19 protein-coding genes and 1 pseudogene are annotated in these 19,327 nt (G+C 52.1%); 8 read left to right on the forward strand and 12 right to left on the reverse strand.

Annotated elements, in window-relative coordinates:
- The first annotated feature begins 136 nt into the window (after positions 1 to 136).
- Positions 137 to 775: a TetR/AcrR family transcriptional regulator gene (locus ACW9JE_RS18980; RefSeq protein ID WP_457433597.1), complete on the forward strand. Its 639-nt coding sequence runs from the start codon at positions 137 to 139 to the stop codon at positions 773 to 775.
- A 50-nt stretch (positions 776 to 825) separates the two neighbouring features.
- On the opposite strand, the gene coaA is transcribed toward ACW9JE_RS18980, so the two are convergent.
- The 3 genes from coaA to ACW9JE_RS18995 form a co-directional block, all read right to left on the reverse strand.
- The gene (gene coaA, locus ACW9JE_RS18985) at positions 826 to 1,779 is read right to left on the reverse strand and encodes a type I pantothenate kinase (RefSeq protein ID WP_457433598.1); all 954 of its coding nucleotides are present in this window, start codon (positions 1,777 to 1,779) and stop codon (positions 826 to 828) included.
- Between the two features lie 38 nt (positions 1,780 to 1,817).
- Complete coding sequence (locus tag ACW9JE_RS18990; RefSeq protein ID WP_457433599.1) at positions 1,818 to 2,777, reverse strand: TauD/TfdA family dioxygenase; 960 nt, start codon at positions 2,775 to 2,777, stop codon at positions 1,818 to 1,820.
- Between the two features lie 82 nt (positions 2,778 to 2,859).
- A complete protein-coding gene (locus ACW9JE_RS18995) occupies positions 2,860 to 3,753 on the reverse strand; it encodes a 2OG-Fe dioxygenase family protein (protein ID WP_457433600.1) in 894 nt (297 codons plus the stop codon).
- 282 nt (positions 3,754 to 4,035) lie between these two features.
- Here ACW9JE_RS18995 and panD point away from each other — a divergent pair, with 282 nt between their 5' ends.
- From panD to ACW9JE_RS19025, 6 genes are all read left to right on the forward strand, one after another.
- Positions 4,036 to 4,407, forward strand: coding sequence for an aspartate 1-decarboxylase (gene panD / locus ACW9JE_RS19000; protein WP_457433601.1), 372 nt, complete (start codon positions 4,036 to 4,038; stop codon positions 4,405 to 4,407).
- A gap of 143 nt (positions 4,408 to 4,550) precedes the next feature.
- Positions 4,551 to 5,162, forward strand: a complete 612-nt coding sequence (locus ACW9JE_RS19005) for a hypothetical protein (protein WP_457433602.1) — start codon at positions 4,551 to 4,553, stop codon at positions 5,160 to 5,162.
- Positions 5,163 to 5,198: 36 nt separating this feature from the next.
- On the forward strand, positions 5,199 to 6,065 hold the full coding sequence (gene panC / locus ACW9JE_RS19010; RefSeq protein ID WP_457433603.1) for a pantoate--beta-alanine ligase: 867 nt from the start codon (positions 5,199 to 5,201) through the stop codon (positions 6,063 to 6,065).
- Positions 6,066 to 6,140: 75 nt separating this feature from the next.
- A complete protein-coding gene (locus ACW9JE_RS19015; protein WP_457433604.1) occupies positions 6,141 to 7,397 on the forward strand; it encodes an aminoacyl--tRNA ligase-related protein in 1,257 nt (418 codons plus the stop codon).
- A gap of 86 nt (positions 7,398 to 7,483) precedes the next feature.
- The gene (locus ACW9JE_RS19020) at positions 7,484 to 7,987 is read left to right on the forward strand and encodes a hypothetical protein (RefSeq protein WP_457433605.1); all 504 of its coding nucleotides are present in this window, start codon (positions 7,484 to 7,486) and stop codon (positions 7,985 to 7,987) included.
- 28 nt (positions 7,988 to 8,015) lie between these two features.
- Entirely contained in the window at positions 8,016 to 8,753 is a 738-nt protein-coding gene (locus tag ACW9JE_RS19025) for a LuxR family transcriptional regulator (protein WP_457433606.1), read from the forward strand.
- Positions 8,754 to 8,830: 77 nt separating this feature from the next.
- Here ACW9JE_RS19025 and ACW9JE_RS19030 read toward each other — a convergent pair whose 3' ends face one another.
- The 9 genes from ACW9JE_RS19030 to ACW9JE_RS19070 form a co-directional block, all read right to left on the reverse strand.
- Positions 8,831 to 9,046, reverse strand: a complete 216-nt coding sequence (locus ACW9JE_RS19030) for a TOBE domain-containing protein (RefSeq protein ID WP_175379681.1) — start codon at positions 9,044 to 9,046, stop codon at positions 8,831 to 8,833.
- Between the two features lie 33 nt (positions 9,047 to 9,079).
- Positions 9,080 to 9,886, reverse strand: a complete 807-nt coding sequence (gene ssuB, locus ACW9JE_RS19035; RefSeq protein ID WP_457433607.1) for an aliphatic sulfonates ABC transporter ATP-binding protein — start codon at positions 9,884 to 9,886, stop codon at positions 9,080 to 9,082.
- A complete protein-coding gene (ssuC, locus tag ACW9JE_RS19040; RefSeq protein ID WP_457433608.1) occupies positions 9,883 to 10,665 on the reverse strand; it encodes an aliphatic sulfonate ABC transporter permease SsuC in 783 nt (260 codons plus the stop codon). The genes ssuB and ssuC overlap by 4 nt, the downstream gene beginning before the upstream one ends.
- A gap of 8 nt (positions 10,666 to 10,673) precedes the next feature.
- Complete coding sequence (ssuD, locus tag ACW9JE_RS19045) at positions 10,674 to 11,822, reverse strand: FMNH2-dependent alkanesulfonate monooxygenase (RefSeq protein ID WP_224541995.1); 1,149 nt, start codon at positions 11,820 to 11,822, stop codon at positions 10,674 to 10,676.
- A gap of 32 nt (positions 11,823 to 11,854) precedes the next feature.
- Positions 11,855 to 12,820 (reverse strand): sulfonate ABC transporter substrate-binding protein, encoded by a 966-nt coding sequence (locus tag ACW9JE_RS19050; RefSeq protein ID WP_457433609.1) that lies wholly within the window; start codon positions 12,818 to 12,820, stop codon positions 11,855 to 11,857.
- A 90-nt stretch (positions 12,821 to 12,910) separates the two neighbouring features.
- Positions 12,911 to 13,504 (reverse strand): NADPH-dependent FMN reductase, encoded by a 594-nt coding sequence (ssuE, locus tag ACW9JE_RS19055; protein WP_457433610.1) that lies wholly within the window; start codon positions 13,502 to 13,504, stop codon positions 12,911 to 12,913.
- 353 nt (positions 13,505 to 13,857) lie between these two features.
- Complete coding sequence (locus ACW9JE_RS19060; protein ID WP_457433611.1) at positions 13,858 to 14,496, reverse strand: peroxiredoxin; 639 nt, start codon at positions 14,494 to 14,496, stop codon at positions 13,858 to 13,860.
- A 292-nt stretch (positions 14,497 to 14,788) separates the two neighbouring features.
- Positions 14,789 to 16,135, reverse strand: coding sequence for an OprD family porin (locus ACW9JE_RS19065; RefSeq protein WP_457433612.1), 1,347 nt, complete (start codon positions 16,133 to 16,135; stop codon positions 14,789 to 14,791).
- A 435-nt stretch (positions 16,136 to 16,570) separates the two neighbouring features.
- On the reverse strand, positions 16,571 to 17,902 hold the full coding sequence (locus ACW9JE_RS19070; RefSeq protein WP_457433613.1) for an OprD family outer membrane porin: 1,332 nt from the start codon (positions 17,900 to 17,902) through the stop codon (positions 16,571 to 16,573).
- A gap of 365 nt (positions 17,903 to 18,267) precedes the next feature.
- Between ACW9JE_RS19070 and tauA the strand changes: the two are divergent.
- Positions 18,268 to 19,258: pseudogene (gene tauA / locus ACW9JE_RS19075) on the forward strand (taurine ABC transporter substrate-binding protein).
- The last annotated feature ends 69 nt before the right edge of the window (positions 19,259 to 19,327 follow it).

Here is a 19,327-nt window from a genome sequence, read left to right on the forward strand (position 1 = left end):
ACATTGGATCAGTGTCGAATGAAGATTTGGTGTTCACCGGCGATCCAATGTGGGAGCGGGCTTGCTCGCGAAGGCGGCCTGCAAGACAACACAGAAGCCTGCTCGTACAATGCCCGCTGCCCCGCAGGAGACTCCAATGACACGCGTAGCCAGCCCCCGCAAACCCCGCGCAGCCAGCCAGGCCCGGATCGATTCGATTCTCGATGCGGCGCGCACGCTGCTGGCGGCCGAGGGTGTGGCCAGTCTGTCGATCTACAGTGTCGCCGAGCGCGCGCAGATCCCGCCCTCCTCGGTCTACCACTTCTTCGCCAGCGTCCCGGCCCTGCTCGAAGCGCTGACCGCCGATGTCCACGCCGCCTTCCGCGCCTGCCTGCAAGCACCTATCGACCACGCCACGCTCAACAGCTGGCGTGACCTTTCGCGCCTGGTCGAACAACGCATGCTGGCCATCTACGGCGCCGACGCCGCCGCCCGCCAGCTGATCCTCGCTCAGCACGGACTCACCGAAGTCACCCAGGCCGACCGCCAGCACGACATCGAACTGGGCGACCTGATGCACAAGCTGTTCGACCACCATTTCGAGTTGCCGAAGCTGCCGGATGACGTGGATGTGTTTGCGCTGGCCATGGAGCTGGGAGACCGTGTGTACGCACGCTCGGTGCAACAGCACGGGCAGATCACCCCGCGCATGGCCGAGGAAGGGATGCGGGTGTTCGATGCGTATCTGGGGCTGTATCTGCCGCCTTACCTGCCAAAGCGCGGCGGTCCGGCCTGAGATCTTCGCCAGACTCTCTGCCTCTTCGCGAGCAAGCCCGCTCCCAACGGTCAAATAACCCTAAGAAACAGCCGTTCAACGGAGTGATCTAATTTTTTCTGAACAATTAAACTTGCGTTGTCACGTGTAGGTAGGATGTTCTCGACAAGATTTTTTAAATTGACACGCTCCCATATATCCGCAGCCATCGAAATGGCTTCATCATTGGAAAAATCTCTAAATTTATTGAAATATGATTCAGATGACTGAAAGGCCGTATTCTTCAAACGAACAAACCTGTCGATATACCAACTTCTAATGGTGTCAGCTGGGGCATCGACATAGATAGAGAAGTCGATAAAATCCAAAACATCGCAACTCGCCCTGTCATGATTCTGCAGGACATTCAATCCTTCCAATACAAGGATATCCGGCACTTGCACTTGCTGCACGACCTCAGGAACTATGTCATATAGAACATGAGAATATATGGGTATATTGACCGCGCGTCGCTCTATGCATACAGAATAAAGAAACTCATAAAGCATTTTCTTATCATACGACTCCGGAAAACCCTTTCTATGTAAAATATTTTTATTATTGAGCTCTTTCAATGAAAAAAGAAATGAATCCGTTGTGACCAGCTGAACACTCTGCGACTCGCACAAGGCCTCCAGGATAGATGACAACGTTCTTGCAAAAGTACTTTTTCCTACTGCTACACTGCCGGACACACCAATGACATAGGGTGCATTTAATACAGGCAACCCTAAAAAATTCTCTTTTACTTGGTGAACCGATCGAGCTGCTGCAGCTCGTGCATTTAATAGATGAGCCAGTGGAATTAATATATTCATTACTTCCTTACGCGTCGCAGGCTGAACGGAAGATAAAAGCTCCTTCATCAACGATGACGAACCGCTAGAAATTTTCTTAGCGGAAAAGCACGACCACTGCTCAGGGCTGAATTCCCAGTAGCTACAATTGCCTTGCGAAAGTACGAGTCCATTTTGCACTGTAGTCATATCCATCCTGCATATGCCTTACTAAAAATAGCAAAATATCAGATAGGATCATCATATCCAAATCGATATTTAGCAAAACCTTCAGGAAACGACCGGTGTTCGTGAGGATTTATCCATACTCGATGCAATAGCCTTCTCGTCAACTGACTTGAATTACTTATAAAAGGTCTTCTCGCATGCAAAGCAGTGTTATTATCGTAAAAAACAATAACCCCAGCATCCATTTTGAAAGAAATATGGTTTTTTGGATCTTCGCACAATTTAGAAAAAATCTCGATCGCTTGGAGTTCCGCGCAACTTGGCTTTAGTTTCATTTTCTCCAACCCTGGCAGTATATAGTCCGCCAGATAAAATCGACAACTTAAGGTTGAATCCCGATAGTGGAACACTGAGTTACGATAAGCGGGAGGCATTCCCACTTCCTCTTCACCACGGCTATCATAGAGAAAACCATGATAGAAAAGCGCCAAATACTCCTTGTATTCCGCCAATATCAAGTTATGTATATTACCAGCACTAACCACCAGCGACTCACCACCCTCCTGGGAATTATTAATACATAGCAACCCGGTTATATCTGAAGAATCGCTGTGAAAATTTAGGCCCTGATTTGTGTTATACGCCCGCACATTAAGATCAGCTAAAGTACCTGACTTCTTATCAGAAACGGTAACCACTTTATCACCACCATGATTTTGTGAAACTAACTTCCCAATCCTACCTGCCAGCAAAAGATAGAAGCGCAACATCTGTTCTTCAGAATAATCATCTGGCGACAATCCTTTAAGCACCGCAAAACCCTGTCCACGCTCGCAAATATCAGTAATGCGCGTGGCGAGTCCATTCAGCAAGTGATCGATTTCCAAAGACGCAATACCACTTTTTATTAACGTTTCAAAATTACCATTAAATACATCTGATAGATTAAGAAATGAATCCTGTTGGGCATATGTGGCAGCAGTCCAGCAATGGGATCCTTCTATGATATCCAGTAACATTTCCTACAACCCTCAATACACGTTTAGATCTTAGAGTTCATTAAGGCGCGCGCTGATTCCGATTATTTCTTCGCGCCAAAACCTAGAGTGTTCGGGGAAGCTCAATATGCATAGGTAAGTCCCTATGCGCATTAAGCGAATCGAACGGATTAGTGCTGTGTAGCAATGAAGTAGGACGGCGAGTGAAAAAAATCAACATATCCCTAGTAGCCTCCTTATTTGTGTCGGAGGCATACACCGGCGATAGGCTATGTTTTTTTTCACTATCGACAATAAATAAAGTATCTAGAAAATTCATATGCTGCACCCTTCCCAACATATATTTTTCGGATGCACTATCCCAGCCTATACCATTTTCTTCCTTGTAATCATGTATGAAAGTCACCGCACTATCCAGCGACATGTTTTTTGTTCCTAACAACGTGGTCATTGTATGTTCCACGCCGTCACTATGAACTCCCTCCAGTGCTGGCTCTCCCTGCAAGCTTCGTGTTGTCAGCGTCCTGAGGTTGAATACTGTACAGACATTGCGATGTCGCTCCGGGAGCAAATTTTTCCTAGGATGGATATAAAAATCCTTGATAAACATTGATTTTATACAGAGGAGCGCTTGAAATGCTGTATTTAACTGTAATTCGTTATCAATCTCCTCGAATGACCTTAATTTGTTAGAGTCAAAACGGACAAAGTCTTCGTCATGCGAAAGTATGAATGGCTGAAACTCAAGCCTAGTTATGTTTGACTCCTTATAGTCAAACAAAAACCGACCATTACGCGACTTTCTAAACGGCAAGGTTGGATCAGATCTTAGATTATCACTAATGTACTGTAACGAAATAATATCGACGTCTGTCGCTCCCAGACAGCGTAGGTACTCCTTTAACTTCTCACCTTCGATAAAAAGATATCTATCCCTCAAGTATCGCGCTTTTAACTCCGACAGTTCACCACTGGCCCAGACAGGTAAATTATTCATGATTTTCGACCCTGATATTAAATTCAAACTTCACTCGGGTTGACGCGCCCCTAGTGAAACACGACAGAAGGGATAATATAGTGAGGGTGCAAATTTCTTGGCACCTGTACCTTGAGACAGGTTGTTACGACTAACGAATGTGTGGGATAAACCGATCAGTCCTTCTGAGCTAGAGCCATACAAAACAAAATCTGCAGAACTAAATCGTTGGGCTTGAAGCACCGCGGCATCCTTTAATAAGCACGCCTGGCAAACAATTCACCAGACACGGGAGACCCGTAAATGCGCACTGTTATGCACGCAAAACTTCATAATGCCATTGTGACCGAAGCAAATCTGGCTTACGTAGGATCTATTACCATCGACCAAGAATTATTGGACAAGGTCGATATATGGCCTGGAGAAAAGGTAATGGTCGTATCAAACACATCAGGAGCCCGACTGGAGACTTACGTTATTTCGGGGGAGAGAGGGAAAAAAGACATCTGCATTAACGGTGCGGCAGCGCACCTTATTACCGCTGGCGAACAAGTTATCATTATGGCTTTTCAAAACAGCGCTAAACGAATTGAAGCCAAAGTCGCAATTTTAGACAAATACAATAACGTGCTCCAAATGCTTCAAGAAAAACCCAACAGTATGGCTCCGAATTAAACTCGCGTAACCGTCACCAACTCTTTGGATCACAAATGAAATTATCAGATTATCGCGCTATAAGCTTCGATTGTTTCGGAACTCTGGTAGATTGGGAGTCGGGAATTATAAAAGCATTGCGAGACTCGTGTGACGATGCACTCATGCAAATTTCTGACGTGCAACTCATCGCCCATTTCCTGACTCAAGAATCGATCATTCTTGCCAAACATCCGGAGATATTTTATCCCCTCGCACTTAGCAAAACCTACGCATTAGTCTTAGCTGAACTCGATAGACCTTGCGACGAGGAAAAAGCCATTTCCTTTGGGAGCTCCGCTGCCAAATGGCCACTGTTCGCTGACACGATATACTCTTTAACTTACCTGCAGCAATATCATAAATTGGTAATTTTATCCAACATTGATGAGACTTCAATCGAAGCGGCTAAAACCAATTTTTTATGCAGTTTTTACCGCACCTACACTGCTCAGGCCATAGGCTCATTCAAACCAGCCTTGGAAAATTTTAAGTATCTAGTCCGCAATCTCGCAGACCTTGGCATCGAAAAACGGGAAATTCTACACATAAGTGTTAGTAGGTTCCATGACATAGACCCCGCTGCTACAACTGGTATTGATACCGCTTGGATCAATCGAGCAAACACTTTGAATGGAACTCTTTCCATTCACAAGGATTTTTCCCCACGCGCTGAGCCTAACTATAGGTTTCGCTCACTGGCAGAACTCGTTGACGCGCATAAAATAGGCCTTTAAAAAGCGCGATTTTTTTTTAAAAAAGGAGAAACAATAATGGAAGTCATCCACACAATTAAAGAAATGAGAAATCATCTGAATTATGTTCGCAACGAAGGAAAAACGATAAGTTTTGTTTCAACAATGGGAGCACTGCATGCGGGCCATATTGATCTTGTAAGGCATGGCAAAGAAATTAGCGATTTCACCGTCGCGGGTGTTTTCCTTAATCCCTCTCATTTCGCAGAAGGTGAAGATTATGATAAATACCCACGCACCTTGGAAACCGATTGCTTCCAACTTAACGAAGCAGGATGCGACATTGTATTTGCGCCATCGGTGAAAGAAATGTATCCACTCGGACTCGATCACCAGGCAAATGTTACGGTTCCATTTTTGAGCGATCAGTTCTGCGGTAAAACTAGACCTCATTTTTTTGGCGCAATTGCAACTATAGTCACAAAGCTCCTGAACGTCGTCCAACCGGATTACTCTCTATTTGGTGAAAAAGATTTTCAACAACTTGCGGTATGTCGCAGACTTGTGGAGACGTTAAATATCCCCACTCATGTTGTTGGCGTACCGACAGTAAGGGACACTAGAGGTTTAGCACTTAGTTCAAGAAACGGCTACTTGAACGATACTGAGCTAGAGCAAGCCTCTTATTTATATCAAGTCTTACTCAACGCAAAACGGATGGCACTTGAAGGTAATTTTTCTTATTCTGATATAGAAAGTGAATCTTTGGAAGCATTGATTCGATTCGGTTTCAAACCAGATTACTTCAATTGCGCCGATGCTCTCACACTAGACCCGGCATCTGAAACCACGAGCAACCTGGTCATACTCTGCGCCGCACATCTTAACAACGTCCGGTTGATTGACAACATAACATTCTCAAATGTGGTCACATCTGCTCCTTGAACTCTTTGGTTCACAACAATACCAGCATTGACACCTAAGCCACTAAGAACCTAGCACACTCACTAAGGCATATACATGAATAGGCTTCCCGTACAAGACGCGATTGCAGTTTGTGAGCGAATTGGAATCTATAAATCTTCGTGCTCAATATATGGCGGATTACCTGGCGTCTTCGACTATGGCCCATTAGGGGCCGAAATCAAGATTCACTTGAGGAAGGCGTGGTGGCAGGCAATTGTTTATGACAGGGATGATGTGCACGGTATTGAGGCAGCTCTACTAACCTCCCCTCTCCTACACAAGTATTCTGGATTTCTAGGGGCTAACTATGAGGAATTTGGCGTATTTGAAACTCATATCAAAGATAGTGACAAATGCTTATCACCATGCCATTTACGAGTAACGACTGCCCAGCATAGCTTTGCTAACTTCGACAGCGTTAAAGAATGGACCCAGGCATCCCTTCCTTTTGGAATTGCGCAGATCGGCAAAGCATTCAGAAATGAACAGGAAGTCACTGACTTCCCAGTGAGGATGAGGGAATTTGAACAAATGGAGTTGCAGTATTTTATTCCGACTAGAGATGCTCGACAGTGGCATGATTATTGGTTGACGCAACGGCTTGATTGGTGGCAACAACAGGGAATCAACTTAAATAACCTCATGGTTGAAGACGTGCCTAGGGAAGAACTGGCACATTATTCAAGTAAGACTTATGACATTTACTACAAACAACAAAATGAAAGCTTTTTTGAAATTGAAGGAATAGCTGACCGTGGCGACTTTGACTGCGGTTCTCATAGCGGGTATCAGAACATCATAGACATTCAGTCTTCCGTCCTACCCAATAATGTATCCACCGCACTCATGGCAGTTAGAGATCCAACCACTAATTCTCTATTCGCACCTTCCGCTATTGAACCCGCAGCAGGCGTGGACCGCGGCTTAATGGCGATTCTACTCGACTCGTATGTTCGCATTCATTCATCCGATAGCACCAGTCGCATAGTATTGCGCATCAAACCTCATTTAGCCCCTATAAAGGCATGTTTGTATATTGAAAACCCAAATGATCTGCAATCAATAGAAAACGCAACTGTAATCAAACGAAAATTACAGCAAATCTCTGTTGGAAAGGTTTCCATAAACATCGGAGATGAAAAACAAAAATTAATTAAATATCACGATGAGATAGGAACACCCATCTTTATTTCACTTGATGAAATGTTTACACATGGGATTATCACCATTCGAAATCGAGATACCGCGCTTATCGAAAAAACAACAATCGATCAGTTTTATCAAACATTCAAATCAATTTATAGATCATAATTTCGACACTCCTTGATAAATAGCCATGATGGTTTCATTCCACAATAGAGTGTTAGCCTTAAGATTCTGCTAGGGAAACCATATCAATGAATACACTTTTTAGATCAAACCCCCATCAATATCAAAAACAAGATGACCCACTCATCAATCTGGCACACCAATTAGATATCCACAAGAAAAGAAACAACACGCTTTTACTTGTTTACTGTTCTTTTTTTGTGATCATAGCCTTAAGACACAACAAGCAAGTAATCGAACCACCATTGATTGACAGCGTGGCTTTTGCTTTGTCTTTCGCATTTGTTTTTCTTACATTCTTATGTTTTTCTCGAGAGCGCTCACACGCTGAAAAAGCATATCGCAACTTGCAAATTTATTTATCGACCCTCCCTGATGATAGGACGCTGGTATCCTATCAATATTCCATGGAGCATAACAATCATATATTTCACATCACATATAGCGGCGCAAAGAGACACTACAATGTTAAATACTCATCGGAAGGCCATTTAGAAATCACTGAATACGAGGGCGTACCAACTCTGGATTTCTTGAACAAGACTACTATTCAACAGGGCAAACAACCTTAAGTCAACAACCAACATAAGTCACCTCTAAATGGAAATAGATGGCGAACCTGATCACAACAACTCCCCAACGTTTATCTCGCGACTTAAGTCCACCCTTGAAATGGAAATTCAAGAAAAGGGCTTCTTACGATTTACGTACTTTATTGTGAGAAAGACAAACCTAAAAAGCGCTTTTTTGATCAGCAACTATCCACCAGGCTGGGTAGAAGAGTATATGCTCAGAAGCCACTATCTTACTGACCCAGTTATTCAGCGTGGGCTTCGCACAGTCGCACCTTTTTTTTGGCGTGAGTGCAGGATAAAGGATGGAGACTATAATTCTATTAACTCAAAAACCATGAAACACTCTCCCTTAACAGGCGGTTACTGCTTCACACTTCACGACGCCAACGGGTGTTTTTCCTTGCTAAATGTCGGTGATAGGTTTGACCCTGCCTTGTTACGTATTCGTGAGCAACATAAAGCTGAACTCCAGATGCTGTTAATTCGATTTCACCAACGTATCATTTTTAGCCCACAAATTTTGGAGTTCATATTTTCCGAAAGAAAAAGGAAGTCACTCACCTCTCGAGAGCAAGAGATCTTAAAATGGGCGTGCATTGGAAAAACGTACACCGAGATATCATTGATCACCGGCATTAGTGTACGAACAGTAAAATTTCACATGCGTAACATTGTAGAAAAACTCGATGTTTCCAATGCTAAACATGCTATTTCAAAAGCACAGCAGGAAGGTTTGTGCATTGCAAATGCGTTAACACTTTAATTAAACAAATGGCTTTTCGGCCAGCCAAAAAAATCCCGAAGGGCGAAAACCCTCCGGGTTGTCTGCACAGCATGCAATCACAATTTGGCGATCGACACCTCTGTGGATTTCACGAACGCGATCACTTCGCTGCCCACCGCCAGCTCCAGCTCTTTCACTGAACGGGTGGTGATCACCGAGGTGACGATACCGGAAGCAGTCTGCACGTCGATTTCCGACAGCACGTCGCCCAAAACGATTTCCTTGATGGTGCCCTTGAACTGGTTGCGTACGTTGATGGCTTTGATAGTCATGATGTTGATTCCTGTCGTTGGATAAGGCTTGAGTTATTGAGCCCAGCGCAATTGCGTAGGCAAAAGTGAAACAGGTTCCGGTTCCGGCGGTTGACCCGGCAGGGACAGCACGCGGTTGAGGACTTCGGTTTCCAGCGCCGCCAGCCGGTGGGAGCCGCGAACCCGGGGGCGCGGCAGTTCCACGTGCAGGTCGAGGCCGATTTCGCCGTCTTCGATCAGGATCACCCGATCGGCAATCGCCACCGCTTCGCTGACGTCATGGGTCACCAGCAAGACCGTGAAGCCGTGCTGTTGCCAGAGTCGTTCGATCAGTTGCTGCATCTCGATGCGGGTCAGGGCGTCCAGCGCGCCCAGCGGCTCGTCGAGCAACAGCAGGCGCGGTTGGTGAATGAGCGCGCGGGCCAGTGCCACACGCTGCTTCTGCCCACCAGACAAGGCCGCCGGCCACTCGTTGGCGCGGTCCGCCAGGCCGACCGCTTCCAGAGCTTGCAAAGCCTGTGGCCGCCAGTCGCCCTTGAGCCCGAGGCCCACGTTGTCGATGATCCGTTTCCAGGGCAGCAGACGCGCTTCCTGGAACATCAACCGCGTGTCTTCCCGCGCCTCGCTCAGCGCCGCGGAACCGGCCAGCAACTGTCCGCCCGTGGGCTGGTCGAGACCGGCCAGCAAACGCAGCAAAGTGCTTTTGCCGCAGCCACTGCGACCGACTACCGCGACGAACTGACCGGCCGGAATGTGCAGGTCGATTTCGCGCAGCACCTGCCGCGAACCAAAGGTTTTTTGCAGCTTGCGCACCGCCAGCGGAATCCCGCGCAGCAGGCGTGGAGGTTGTTGAGCCGTCATGCGGCACCTCCCTTGGCAACCTGATAGGCCGGATGCCAGCGCAGCCAGACACGTTCAAGTCCACGGGCCGCGAGGTCGGCCAGCTTGCCGAGCACCGCGTACATCAGGATCGCCAGCACCACCACGTCGGTCTGCAAAAACTCCCGGGCATTCATCGCCAGGTAGCCGATGCCGGAGCTGGCGGAGATGGTTTCGGCGACGATCAGCGTCAACCACATGAAGCCCAGGGCGAAGCGCACACCGACCAGAATCGAAGGCAGCGCGCCCGGCAGAATCACCTGACGGAACAGGCTGAAACCGGACAAGCCGTAGCTGCGGGACATCTCCACCAGCGCCGGATCGACGTTGCGAATGCCGTGATAGGTGTTGAGGTAGATCGGGAACAAGGTGCCCAGCGCCACCAGAAAAATCTTCGCCGACTCGTCGATGCCGAACCACAGGATCACCAGTGGAATCAACGCCAGATGCGGCACGTTGCGGATCATCTGCACCGAGCTGTCGAGCAGGCGCTCGCCCCATTTCGACAGGCCGGTGATGAAGCCAAGGACCAGGCCGATGCTGCCGCCGATGGCAAAGCCCAGCGCTGCGCGCCAGCCGCTGATCGCCAGATGCGTCCAGATCTCGCCGCTGCGCACCAGACTGACGCCGGCTTCGATCACTGCGACCGGTGCCGGCAGGATCCGCGTCGACAACCAGCCCGCCGACACCGACAACTGCCACACCGCCAGCAGCAACACCGGCAACGCCCAGGGCGCGAGGCTGTGGATGATTTTCTTCATGGCGCGCCTCAGCTCTGGGACGCGGCTTTGGGAAGAATGTCGTTGGCCACCATCTCGCCGAACGGACTGACGTAACCGGCGCTTTTCGGCAGCTCAGGACGCTCGACATCCAGATGCGGGAACAGCAGCTCGGCGACGCGGTACGACTCTTCCAGGTGTGGATAACCGGAGAAAATGAAGGTGTCGATGCCCAGGTCGGCGTACTCCTTCACGCGGGCAGCGACGGTCGGACCATCACCCACCAGCGCCGTGCCGGCACCTCCGCGCACCAGACCGACGCCGGCCCACAGGTTGGGGCTGACTTCCAGGTTGTCGCGACTGCCGCCGTGCAGCGCGGCCATGCGTTGCTGGCCCACCGAATCGAAGCGAGCCAGGGACGCCTGGGCCCGAGCGATGGTGTCGTCGTCCAGGTGCGAGATCAGGCGATCCGCCGCCTGCCAGGCCTCGGCATTGGTTTCCCGCACGATCACATGCAGACGGATGCCGAAGCGCACGGTGCGCCCGAGCTTGGCGGCCTTGGCCCGCACTTGGGCGATTTTCTCGGCCACCGCGGCCGGCGGCTCGCCCCAGGTCAGAACCATTTCCACCTGCTCTGCCGCCAGGTCCTGCGCCGCTTCCGACGAGCCACCGAAGTACAGCGGCGGACGCGGTTGCTGGATCGGTGGATAGAGCAGCTTGGCGCCCTTCACGCTGATGTGCTGGCCGTCGTAATCGACGGTCTCGCCTTCCAGCACCCGACGCCAGATGCGGGTGAATTCCACCGAGGCCTGATAGCGCTCTTCGTGAGTCAGGAACAGACCGTCGCCGGCCAATTCTTCCGGATCACCGCCAGTCACCAGGTTGAACAGCGCACGCCCGCCGGACAGACGATCCAGGGTCGCCGCCTGACGCGCCGCCACCGTCGGGGAAATGATCCCGGGGCGCAGGGCGACCAGAAACTTCAGGCGCTGGGTCACCGGAATCAGCGACGCCGCCACCAGCCACGAGTCTTCGCAGGAGCGACCGGTAGGGATCAGCACCCCGCCAAAACCCAGACGATCGGCCGCTTGCGCGACTTGTTGCAGGTAACCGTGGTCGACGGCGCGGGCGCCTTCGGCGGTGCCAAGGTAATGGCCGTCGCCGTGGGTTGGCAGGAACCAGAAGATATTGAGGCTCATGGAGTGGTCTCCTTGGGGAATCGAATGCTGGGTTATTGGGCTTTGGCAACGGCCGCCGGTGGCGTCCAGATCACATCCTTGATGCTCAAGGGCTTGGGAATCAGCTTGAGCTGGAAGAAGCTGTCGGCGATTTTCTGCTGCGCGGCGACCACTTCCGGGGTGAGGAAAAGCGCGCCGTAGCCCTGGCGTTTAACCGAAGTCAGGGTGATGTCTGCCGGCAGGCCGAGCAGCGGTGCGACCTGTTGCGTCACGTCCTGCGGATTGGCCTTGGACCACTCGCCCACACCACGCACTTCCTCCACCAGGGTCTTGATCACCTCGGGATTCTTTTGCGCGTAAGGCTTGGTCGCCAGGTAGAACTGATGGTTGTCGACGATGCCCTGGCCATCACGCAGGGTGCGTGCTTGCAGTTGCTGTTCGGCGGCGGCCTGGTACGGGTCCCAGATCACCCATGCGTCGACACTGCCGCGCTCGAACGCGGCGCGGGCATCGGCAGGTGGCAGGAATACGGTCTGGATATCGGAGTATTTGAGGCCGGCATCCTCCAGCGCGCGGACCAGCAGGTAGTGCACGTTGGAGCCTTTGTTCAGGGCGACTTTCTTGCCCTTGAGTTCGGCCACCGATTTGATCGACGAGTCTTTCGGCACCAGGATCGCTTCGCTATGAGGCGCTGGCGGTTCGTAGGCGACATAGAGCAGATCGGCGCCTGCCGCTTGAGCGAATACGGGTGGGGTTTCGCCGGTCACGCCAAAGTCGATGGAGCCGACGTTCAGGCCTTCGAGCAGTTGCGGGCCGCCGGGGAATTCAGTCCATTGCACGTCCACGCCTTGGGCGGCGAGGCGTTTTTCCAGCGTGCCTTTGGCTTTGGGCAGCACCAGGGTGCCGTATTTCTGATAGCCGATACGAAGAGTTTCAGCTTGAGCTTGAGTAATGGCGCCGAAGGTAACAGCCGCAGCAAACAGAGCGACCAGACCACGACGCAAAATGACAGGGCGCATGGCGCTCTCCTTTTTGCAGTTGGGTTTTGGCTGCACCTGCTTGCCCGTTGGCGGGCGAGTAAGGCCAGTACTTCAGTGTTCGAAAGGGGTTCAAATGCTCCAGCGAGCACTCAACAAACGATCATTCAACAGACTCGGATCGAGCGGCCTTGGCCGTCGTGCCATGGCGCTGAAGAACAACTCCAGCGACTCGTTCAAACGTTGTTCCAGCTCCGGTGCCAGCTGCGCCGCCACACTGCCTTCGCCGTAGGCGATCTGGCTGTCGACCGCGAAGATGCCCTGGAGCAGTTCATCGGCCTTCAACGCCGACAACACCGGCTTGAGCGCGTAATCCACCGCCAGCATGTGGGCGATGCTGCCGCCGGTAGCCATCGGCAGCACCACCTTGTGCGCCAGGGCGCGTTCGGGCAGCAGGTCCAGCACGGTTTTCAACGCACCGGAGAACGATGCCTTGTACACCGGGGTGGCGATCAGCAGACCGTCGGCATTTTCAATCTGTTGCAGCAGGTCGAGCACCTTCGGGCTGTCGAAGCGTGCATGCAGCAAGTCTTCGGCCGGGAAGTCCCGTACCTGGTAACTCACCACTTCCACGCCCTGCCCTTGCAACCAGGTTTTGGAGCGCTCCAGCAGCACCCCTGAACGGGAGCGCTGGCTGGGGCTGCCACCGAGTGAGACGACCAGCATTCAGACAATTCCTTGATCGTGTTGGCGATTCGCGGATGGCGATCTCGCTTCGATGGGAGTGACCTTAACAGCTGATTTATATATCTATAAATCATATTTATTCATTTGGTTATTCGATATGGAGATATACGGATGCACAACTTCCAGGCATAAAAAAAGGCCGTCGAAACAGCCTGAAGTCCCCCTGCATCGTGGATCTGTACACCTCCCCTTCAATTCCCCCTCACTACCCCTGTGGGAGCGAGCCTGCTCGCGATGGTCGCAAGGGCGCCGCGTTACATCAGGACGCCCGCGTAATCGTTAACGTCCATCGCGAGCGCTCCCACAGGTTCAGGTACAGGCAATGGCGTGTGTTAGCGATTTGGCTGCGGCGTCAGGCGCAGATAGGGCCTGACCGCCCGATAACCCTTCGGAAAGCGCTGTTTGATTTCCTCTTCATCCTTGAGCGACGGCACGATCACCACTTCGTCACCGTCCTGCCAGTTGGCCGGGGTGGCCACCTTGTAGTTGTCGGTGAGCTGCAGCGAATCGATCACTCGCAGGATTTCATTGAAGTTGCGCCCGGTACTGGCCGGGTAGGTAATCGTCAACCGCACTTTCTTGTTCGGGTCGATCACGAACAGCGAGCGCACGGTGAGAGTGTCGTTGGCATTGGGATGGATCAGGTCGTAGAGGTCCGAAACCTTGCGGTCGGCGTCGTCGAGGATCGGGAAGTTGACTACGGTGTTCTGGGTGTCGTTGATGTCTTCGATCCAGCGATGATGAGAATCCACCGGGTCGACGGACAGCGCGATCGCTTTGACCCCGCGTTTGGCGAACTCGTCCTTCAGCTTGGCGGTGAAGCCCAGCTCAGTGGTGCACACCGGCGTGAAGTCCGCCGGATGGGAGAACAGCACACCCCAGCTATCGCCCAGCCACTGGTGAAAACGGATGGTACCGGCGCTGGAATCCTGTTCGAAATCGGGGGCGATGTCGCCGAGTCTGATACCCATGGTGCTGCTCCTTTTGAGTGCTTATTGAACTCCACTGTGCCTGGGTTTCTTATCTATTAAAAAGAATAAATATCGATTTATTTAGACCATAAAGAAATATTAAACATCTGTTCACTGGACCTGATCAGCCATCGAGCCGAACATCGCTCACAAGGTCCGAGAAGGCCTTGAGTTGCTGCAAAAAAGGGGTGTTTCGGGGCGGGATTACGGGGGTGACTCCGCCTTGAAACGCAAAAGCCCCGCCCGGCGTGATGCCGGGCGGGGCTTTTTTTCGTCGGTTACCCGCGCGCTGTTACAGCAGCGGAATCGAGTAGCTGACGATCAGGCGGTTTTCGTCCTGGGAACGGGTGTTCGGCAGGTCGGTGCGCCACATGGCATTTTTCCACATGAAGCCCAGGTTCTTCAGAGCGCCGGACTGAACGACGTAACCCACGGTCAGGTCGCGTTCCCACTCGGAAGCGCCGTTGGCCGCCTGGCGACCGGCAGCGTTGACGGTATCGATCTCGTCGCCCTTGAGGTAAACCACACCCGCCGTCAGGCCAGGTACGCCAACCTTGGCGAAGTCGAACGAGTAGCGTGCTTGCCAGGTGCGCTCGCCGGCACGGGCGAACTTCTGGATCTGCATGTCGGTGATGATGTAGGCCGACGAACCGTCGCCCTGGTTCAGCCAAGGGAAGTCGCTGCTGCCATTGCTGACCTGGTAACCGCCACCGAAGGTGTGACCTTCGACGGTGTACAGGAACAGGCCGCTGTACAGGTTGTTGTCGACTTTGCCCTTGCCGTTCGGCGCGTTGTAGTTACCGGTGGTGTAGTAGTTCACGTCGTGACCGTTGGCACCGTCATCACTGCTGTTGAAGTAACGCAGGTCGGATTTCAGTACACCCGGGCCGATTGCCCAGTTGTGGGTCAGACCCAGGAAGTGTTGTTTGTAGAAGTTTTCCAGGTTGCCGTAGTAGTACTGCGCAGTCAGGTCCTTGGTGATTTTGTAGTCACCACCACCGTAGATGAACTTGTTGCTGTCGCGACCTGCTGCGGTGCGGCCGTTGGCACCGGAAATCGACAGTTGCTGGTTGTTGCTCGAGTTACGGCCCTTGGCCTGCTCGATCTGGCCACCGACCAGGGTCAGGTCCTTGATGTCACCGGAGGTGATCTGGCCACCTTGCCAGGTTTGCGGCAGCAGACGACCGTCGTTGGTTACGATAACCGGCAGTTTTGGCTGCAGGGTGCCCAGCTTCAGCTCGGTCTGCGAGACCTTGGCCTTGGCGGTCAGGCCCAGGCTGGAGAAGTTGTCTACCGCTTCGCCGTTGGACTTGCTCGGGAAGACAGTGCCGCCGTAGGAGTTGTTCGACGCACCGTTAGTGCCGCCGCCCGAATCCAGTTTCACGCCCAGCAGGCCGATCGCGTCGATACCGAAGCCGACGGTGCCCTGGGTGTAACCGGAAGTGAAACGCAGATCGAAGCCTTGGCCCCATTCTTCGTTCTTGTTCGGAACGTTACCGGTGCCGTCGCGGTAGTCGGTGTTGATGTAGAAGTTACGCAGACCCAGAGTGGCCTTGCTGTCTTCGATGAAACCGGCGGCGCTTGCCTGCTGCGCCAAAACCCCAACGGCCACAGCCAGGGCCAAGGTGGACTTGTTCATTGTTTCGCTCCTGTAATTTCTAATTTTTAGGTCCGGGGTCGATTGCCCTGGATCCTTGATTCGCATGAGTGGCACCACGAACCCGCAGTGAAACCTGCCCCTGAAAATTGGGCGGCGCAGCATACCCGTTCATAAAACCGAATTGAATCACCCAAACCCTATTTATATCGGGATGGAATATAACGAGTCGTACGATGTCCGACCAGAAATAATATCGGCATTTAAACCGATTCCTGTAGTCGTGGTGATCGGGAGGGTGCAACGGGTAAGTGAACCGGGGTGTCGCGGGGCCTGTTGGTCAGGTGGGAGCTACTGTAGACGCTTGGGTAAAAATCTAAAAAGAATAAAAAATCATCAATAGATAGTTTTATGGAATAAAAAGTTGACCCGAAAAAAAGCCCCGTACTAGGACGGGGCTCTTTTTACGCCGACTGCTTACATGAAGCTGTAGGTGTAGTTGAAGATCAGACGGGTTTGGTCTTTATCGGCAAGGTTCTCCGCGTTACCGCGGTATACGCCATGACGGAGAGTCGCGCCCAAACCTTTGAAGGTCCCCTGCTGAATGGTGTAGTCGACACGCATATCACGTTCCCATTCGGACATGTCGCTGCCAGTCCCGTTTCTGGCTTTGATGTTTTCGCCACGCAGATAGGCAATCGACGCTTTCAAACCGGGAAGACCCGCTGCGGCGAAGTCATAGCTGTACTGACCAAAAGTGGTATTTTCGCCCGCACGCACAAAGCCGTTGATCATGGCATCGGTGAACAGGTAGAAACTGGTTCCGCCGTTGCCTTCGTTACGACCGTTGCCATCAACCACGTTGCCTTGGTTCAGGTAAACAAAACCACCGTCATCATTGACACGCTGGTGACCGAGCAGAAACGCGTTGCCACCCAAGGTGTAGGTGAACATTGCACTCCACGTCTTGTTATCGACCTCATTAGGATTGCTTGCATAGCCGCCATTGTTATTGAAGAAATAACCGGCATCGCCATTTTTGCCATCGGAGCTGCTGTCGAAGTAACGCACATCAGTCTTGAAGGACTGGTTTGGAGCGATCTGGTAAACGTGCACCAGACCAAGGAAGTTCTGCTTGTAGTAGTTTTCCAGATTCGCGTAGTAGTACTGCAACATCAGGTCTTTGGTGACTTTCCAATCAGCACCAGCGTAGCGGAACTGGTTGCTGTCCTGGGTACCGCCGGCCACTGCCAAGCCAGTGGAGTTGGAAGACGCACGACCCGCCGAGTGCTCGAGCTGACCGGCGTTAAAGGTAACGTTATCGATTTCCTTCGAGGTGATCGTGCCACCGTCGAAGGTCTGCGGCAGCAGACGACTATCGTTCGCGACCAGGATTGGCATGTTGGGCTGCAGAGCGCCGCCCAGATGAGCTTCGGTCTTGGAGAAGCGTGCCTTCACGTTAGCCGATGCGCGGCTCCACTCGTGTACAGCCGAACCATCGGTGTCACTTGGGAAGAAGGTGTTGGAATCAGGGTGGTGGCCCTTGCCGCCGTCCAGATGGATACCAACCAGCGCCTGAGCATCGATACCGAAACCAACGGTGCCTTGGGTGAAACCGGACTGATAGTCGAACTTCAGACCTTCAGCAGTTTCACGCTGATCGGAACCACCTGGATCACGGTTATCGTCGTTGTAATACATGGTGCGAGAACTGACGGAAGCCTTGCTGTCTTCCAGGAAACCCGCTGCGCCTGCCTGCTGCGCCAGAACCCCAAAGGCCACGGCCAAGGCCAAGGTGGACTTGTTCATTGATAAGCTCCTCTCGTCTCTAATTCTTGTAGTCCTGGTTCCGGGTCAGTTGCCTGGAATCCTAAGATGCGCGATTAGCGCCGGTCGGTGACTCACAAGTCAATCGTAACTATGTGTGTCTACGACCATAGTCTAATCCCCGGTTTTTTGGTCCATGCAGGTTCATGAAATTGTCACAAACCTGAAAAGAATAGATGGCTTCTTTTCTTATACCATTTAGGTATTTAGCTCACCGCACCAGCACTCCCTCAGAATAGAGCGGCTGACTAATAAGCTAATTCCTAAATGTTATTTATTTTGCGTTTCTTATATCGATTAGGTTTTGAAGCAATCCTGAAACAAAACCAGTCGAAAAGGACAACGCCATGACCACCAGACGCGCACTATCCAGACCAATTGTGACAGTTTGTGTATCGCTGCTTTTTTCTTTCACCGCGCACGCGGCCAACCTCACGGTGGGTTACCAGACCGGTATCGACCCGAGCAAAGTCCCCCAGGCAGACGGCCTCTACGAAAAAACCATCGGTGAGAAAATCGACTGGCGTCGATTCAACAGCGGCCCGGAAGTAGTGACCGCCATTGCTTCGGGTGATGTACAGATCGGCAACCTCGGCTCCAGTCCGCTGGCGGCCGCCGCGTCGCGCAATCTGCCGATCGTGGCGTTCATCGTTTCAGCGCAGATCAATGCTGCTGAAGCCCTCGTAGTACGCAACGGCAGCGGCATCGATAAACCGCAGGATCTGATCGGCAAGACCATCGCCACGCCTTTCGTTTCCACCTCTCACTACAGCCTGCTCGGCGCGCTCAAGCACTGGGGCCTGGACACCTCGAAAGTCAAAGTGGTGAACCTGCAACCGGCGGAAATCGCCGCGGCGTGGAAGCGTGGGGACATCGACGGCGCGTTCGTCTGGTCGCCGGCGCTGGGGGAAATTCGCAAGACCGGCAAGACCTTGACCGACGCCGCCCAGGTCGGCCAATGGGGCGCGCCGACCTTCGAGGTCTGGGTCGCGCGCAAGGATTTCGCCGAGAAGCATCCGGAAGTGGTGGCGAAATTCGCCAAGGTTACCCTCGATTCATTTGCCGACTATGCGGCGCATAAGGACAGCTGGACGGCGGACTCCGTGCCGGTGCAAAAAATCGCCAAATTGACCGGTGCCAATGCCGCCGACGTACCGGAATTGCTCGCAGGATCAGCGTTCCCGGATGCCAAGGCGCAACAGACCAGCGCGCTGCTCGATGGCGGCACGGCCAAGGCGATTGGCGAGACGGCGAAGTTTTTGAAGGAACAGGGGGAAGGTTGAGACGGTGCTGCCGGATTATTCGCCGTATGTCAGTGCGAAGTTCGTGCAGGACTGACACGAGTCCCCTAATGAAATGGCTACCCCCGCACCCCCTGTAATCGCTCGCTAAGCTTTCACAGGGGGC

The sequence above is a fragment of the Pseudomonas sp. SDO55104_S430 genome, from assembly GCF_054070595.1.

Bases quoted from the DNA above. Each gene is read 5' to 3' on its own strand.
- ACW9JE_RS18980 (WP_457433597.1), top strand. From the start codon at position 137: ATGACACGCGTAGCCAGCCCCCGCAAACCCCGCGCAGCCAGCCAGGCC.
- coaA (WP_457433598.1), bottom strand. From the start codon at position 1,779: ATGACTACAGTGCAAAATGGACTCGTACTTTCGCAAGGCAATTGTAGC.
- ACW9JE_RS18990 (WP_457433599.1), bottom strand. From the start codon at position 2,777: ATGTTACTGGATATCATAGAAGGATCCCATTGCTGGACTGCTGCCACA.
- ACW9JE_RS18995 (WP_457433600.1), bottom strand. From the start codon at position 3,753: ATGAATAATTTACCTGTCTGGGCCAGTGGTGAACTGTCGGAGTTAAAA.
- panD (WP_457433601.1), top strand. From the start codon at position 4,036: ATGCGCACTGTTATGCACGCAAAACTTCATAATGCCATTGTGACCGAA.
- ACW9JE_RS19005 (WP_457433602.1), top strand. From the start codon at position 4,551: ATGCAAATTTCTGACGTGCAACTCATCGCCCATTTCCTGACTCAAGAA.
- panC (WP_457433603.1), top strand. From the start codon at position 5,199: ATGGAAGTCATCCACACAATTAAAGAAATGAGAAATCATCTGAATTAT.
- ACW9JE_RS19015 (WP_457433604.1), top strand. From the start codon at position 6,141: ATGAATAGGCTTCCCGTACAAGACGCGATTGCAGTTTGTGAGCGAATT.
- ACW9JE_RS19020 (WP_457433605.1), top strand. From the start codon at position 7,484: ATGAATACACTTTTTAGATCAAACCCCCATCAATATCAAAAACAAGAT.
- ACW9JE_RS19025 (WP_457433606.1), top strand. From the start codon at position 8,016: ATGGAAATAGATGGCGAACCTGATCACAACAACTCCCCAACGTTTATC.
- ACW9JE_RS19030 (WP_175379681.1), bottom strand. From the start codon at position 9,046: ATGACTATCAAAGCCATCAACGTACGCAACCAGTTCAAGGGCACCATC.
- ssuB (WP_457433607.1), bottom strand. From the start codon at position 9,886: ATGACGGCTCAACAACCTCCACGCCTGCTGCGCGGGATTCCGCTGGCG.
- ssuC (WP_457433608.1), bottom strand. From the start codon at position 10,665: ATGAAGAAAATCATCCACAGCCTCGCGCCCTGGGCGTTGCCGGTGTTG.
- ssuD (WP_224541995.1), bottom strand. From the start codon at position 11,822: ATGAGCCTCAATATCTTCTGGTTCCTGCCAACCCACGGCGACGGCCAT.
- ACW9JE_RS19050 (WP_457433609.1), bottom strand. From the start codon at position 12,820: ATGCGCCCTGTCATTTTGCGTCGTGGTCTGGTCGCTCTGTTTGCTGCG.
- ssuE (WP_457433610.1), bottom strand. From the start codon at position 13,504: ATGCTGGTCGTCTCACTCGGTGGCAGCCCCAGCCAGCGCTCCCGTTCA.
- ACW9JE_RS19060 (WP_457433611.1), bottom strand. From the start codon at position 14,496: ATGGGTATCAGACTCGGCGACATCGCCCCCGATTTCGAACAGGATTCC.
- ACW9JE_RS19065 (WP_457433612.1), bottom strand. From the start codon at position 16,135: ATGAACAAGTCCACCTTGGCCCTGGCTGTGGCCGTTGGGGTTTTGGCG.
- ACW9JE_RS19070 (WP_457433613.1), bottom strand. From the start codon at position 17,902: ATGAACAAGTCCACCTTGGCCTTGGCCGTGGCCTTTGGGGTTCTGGCG.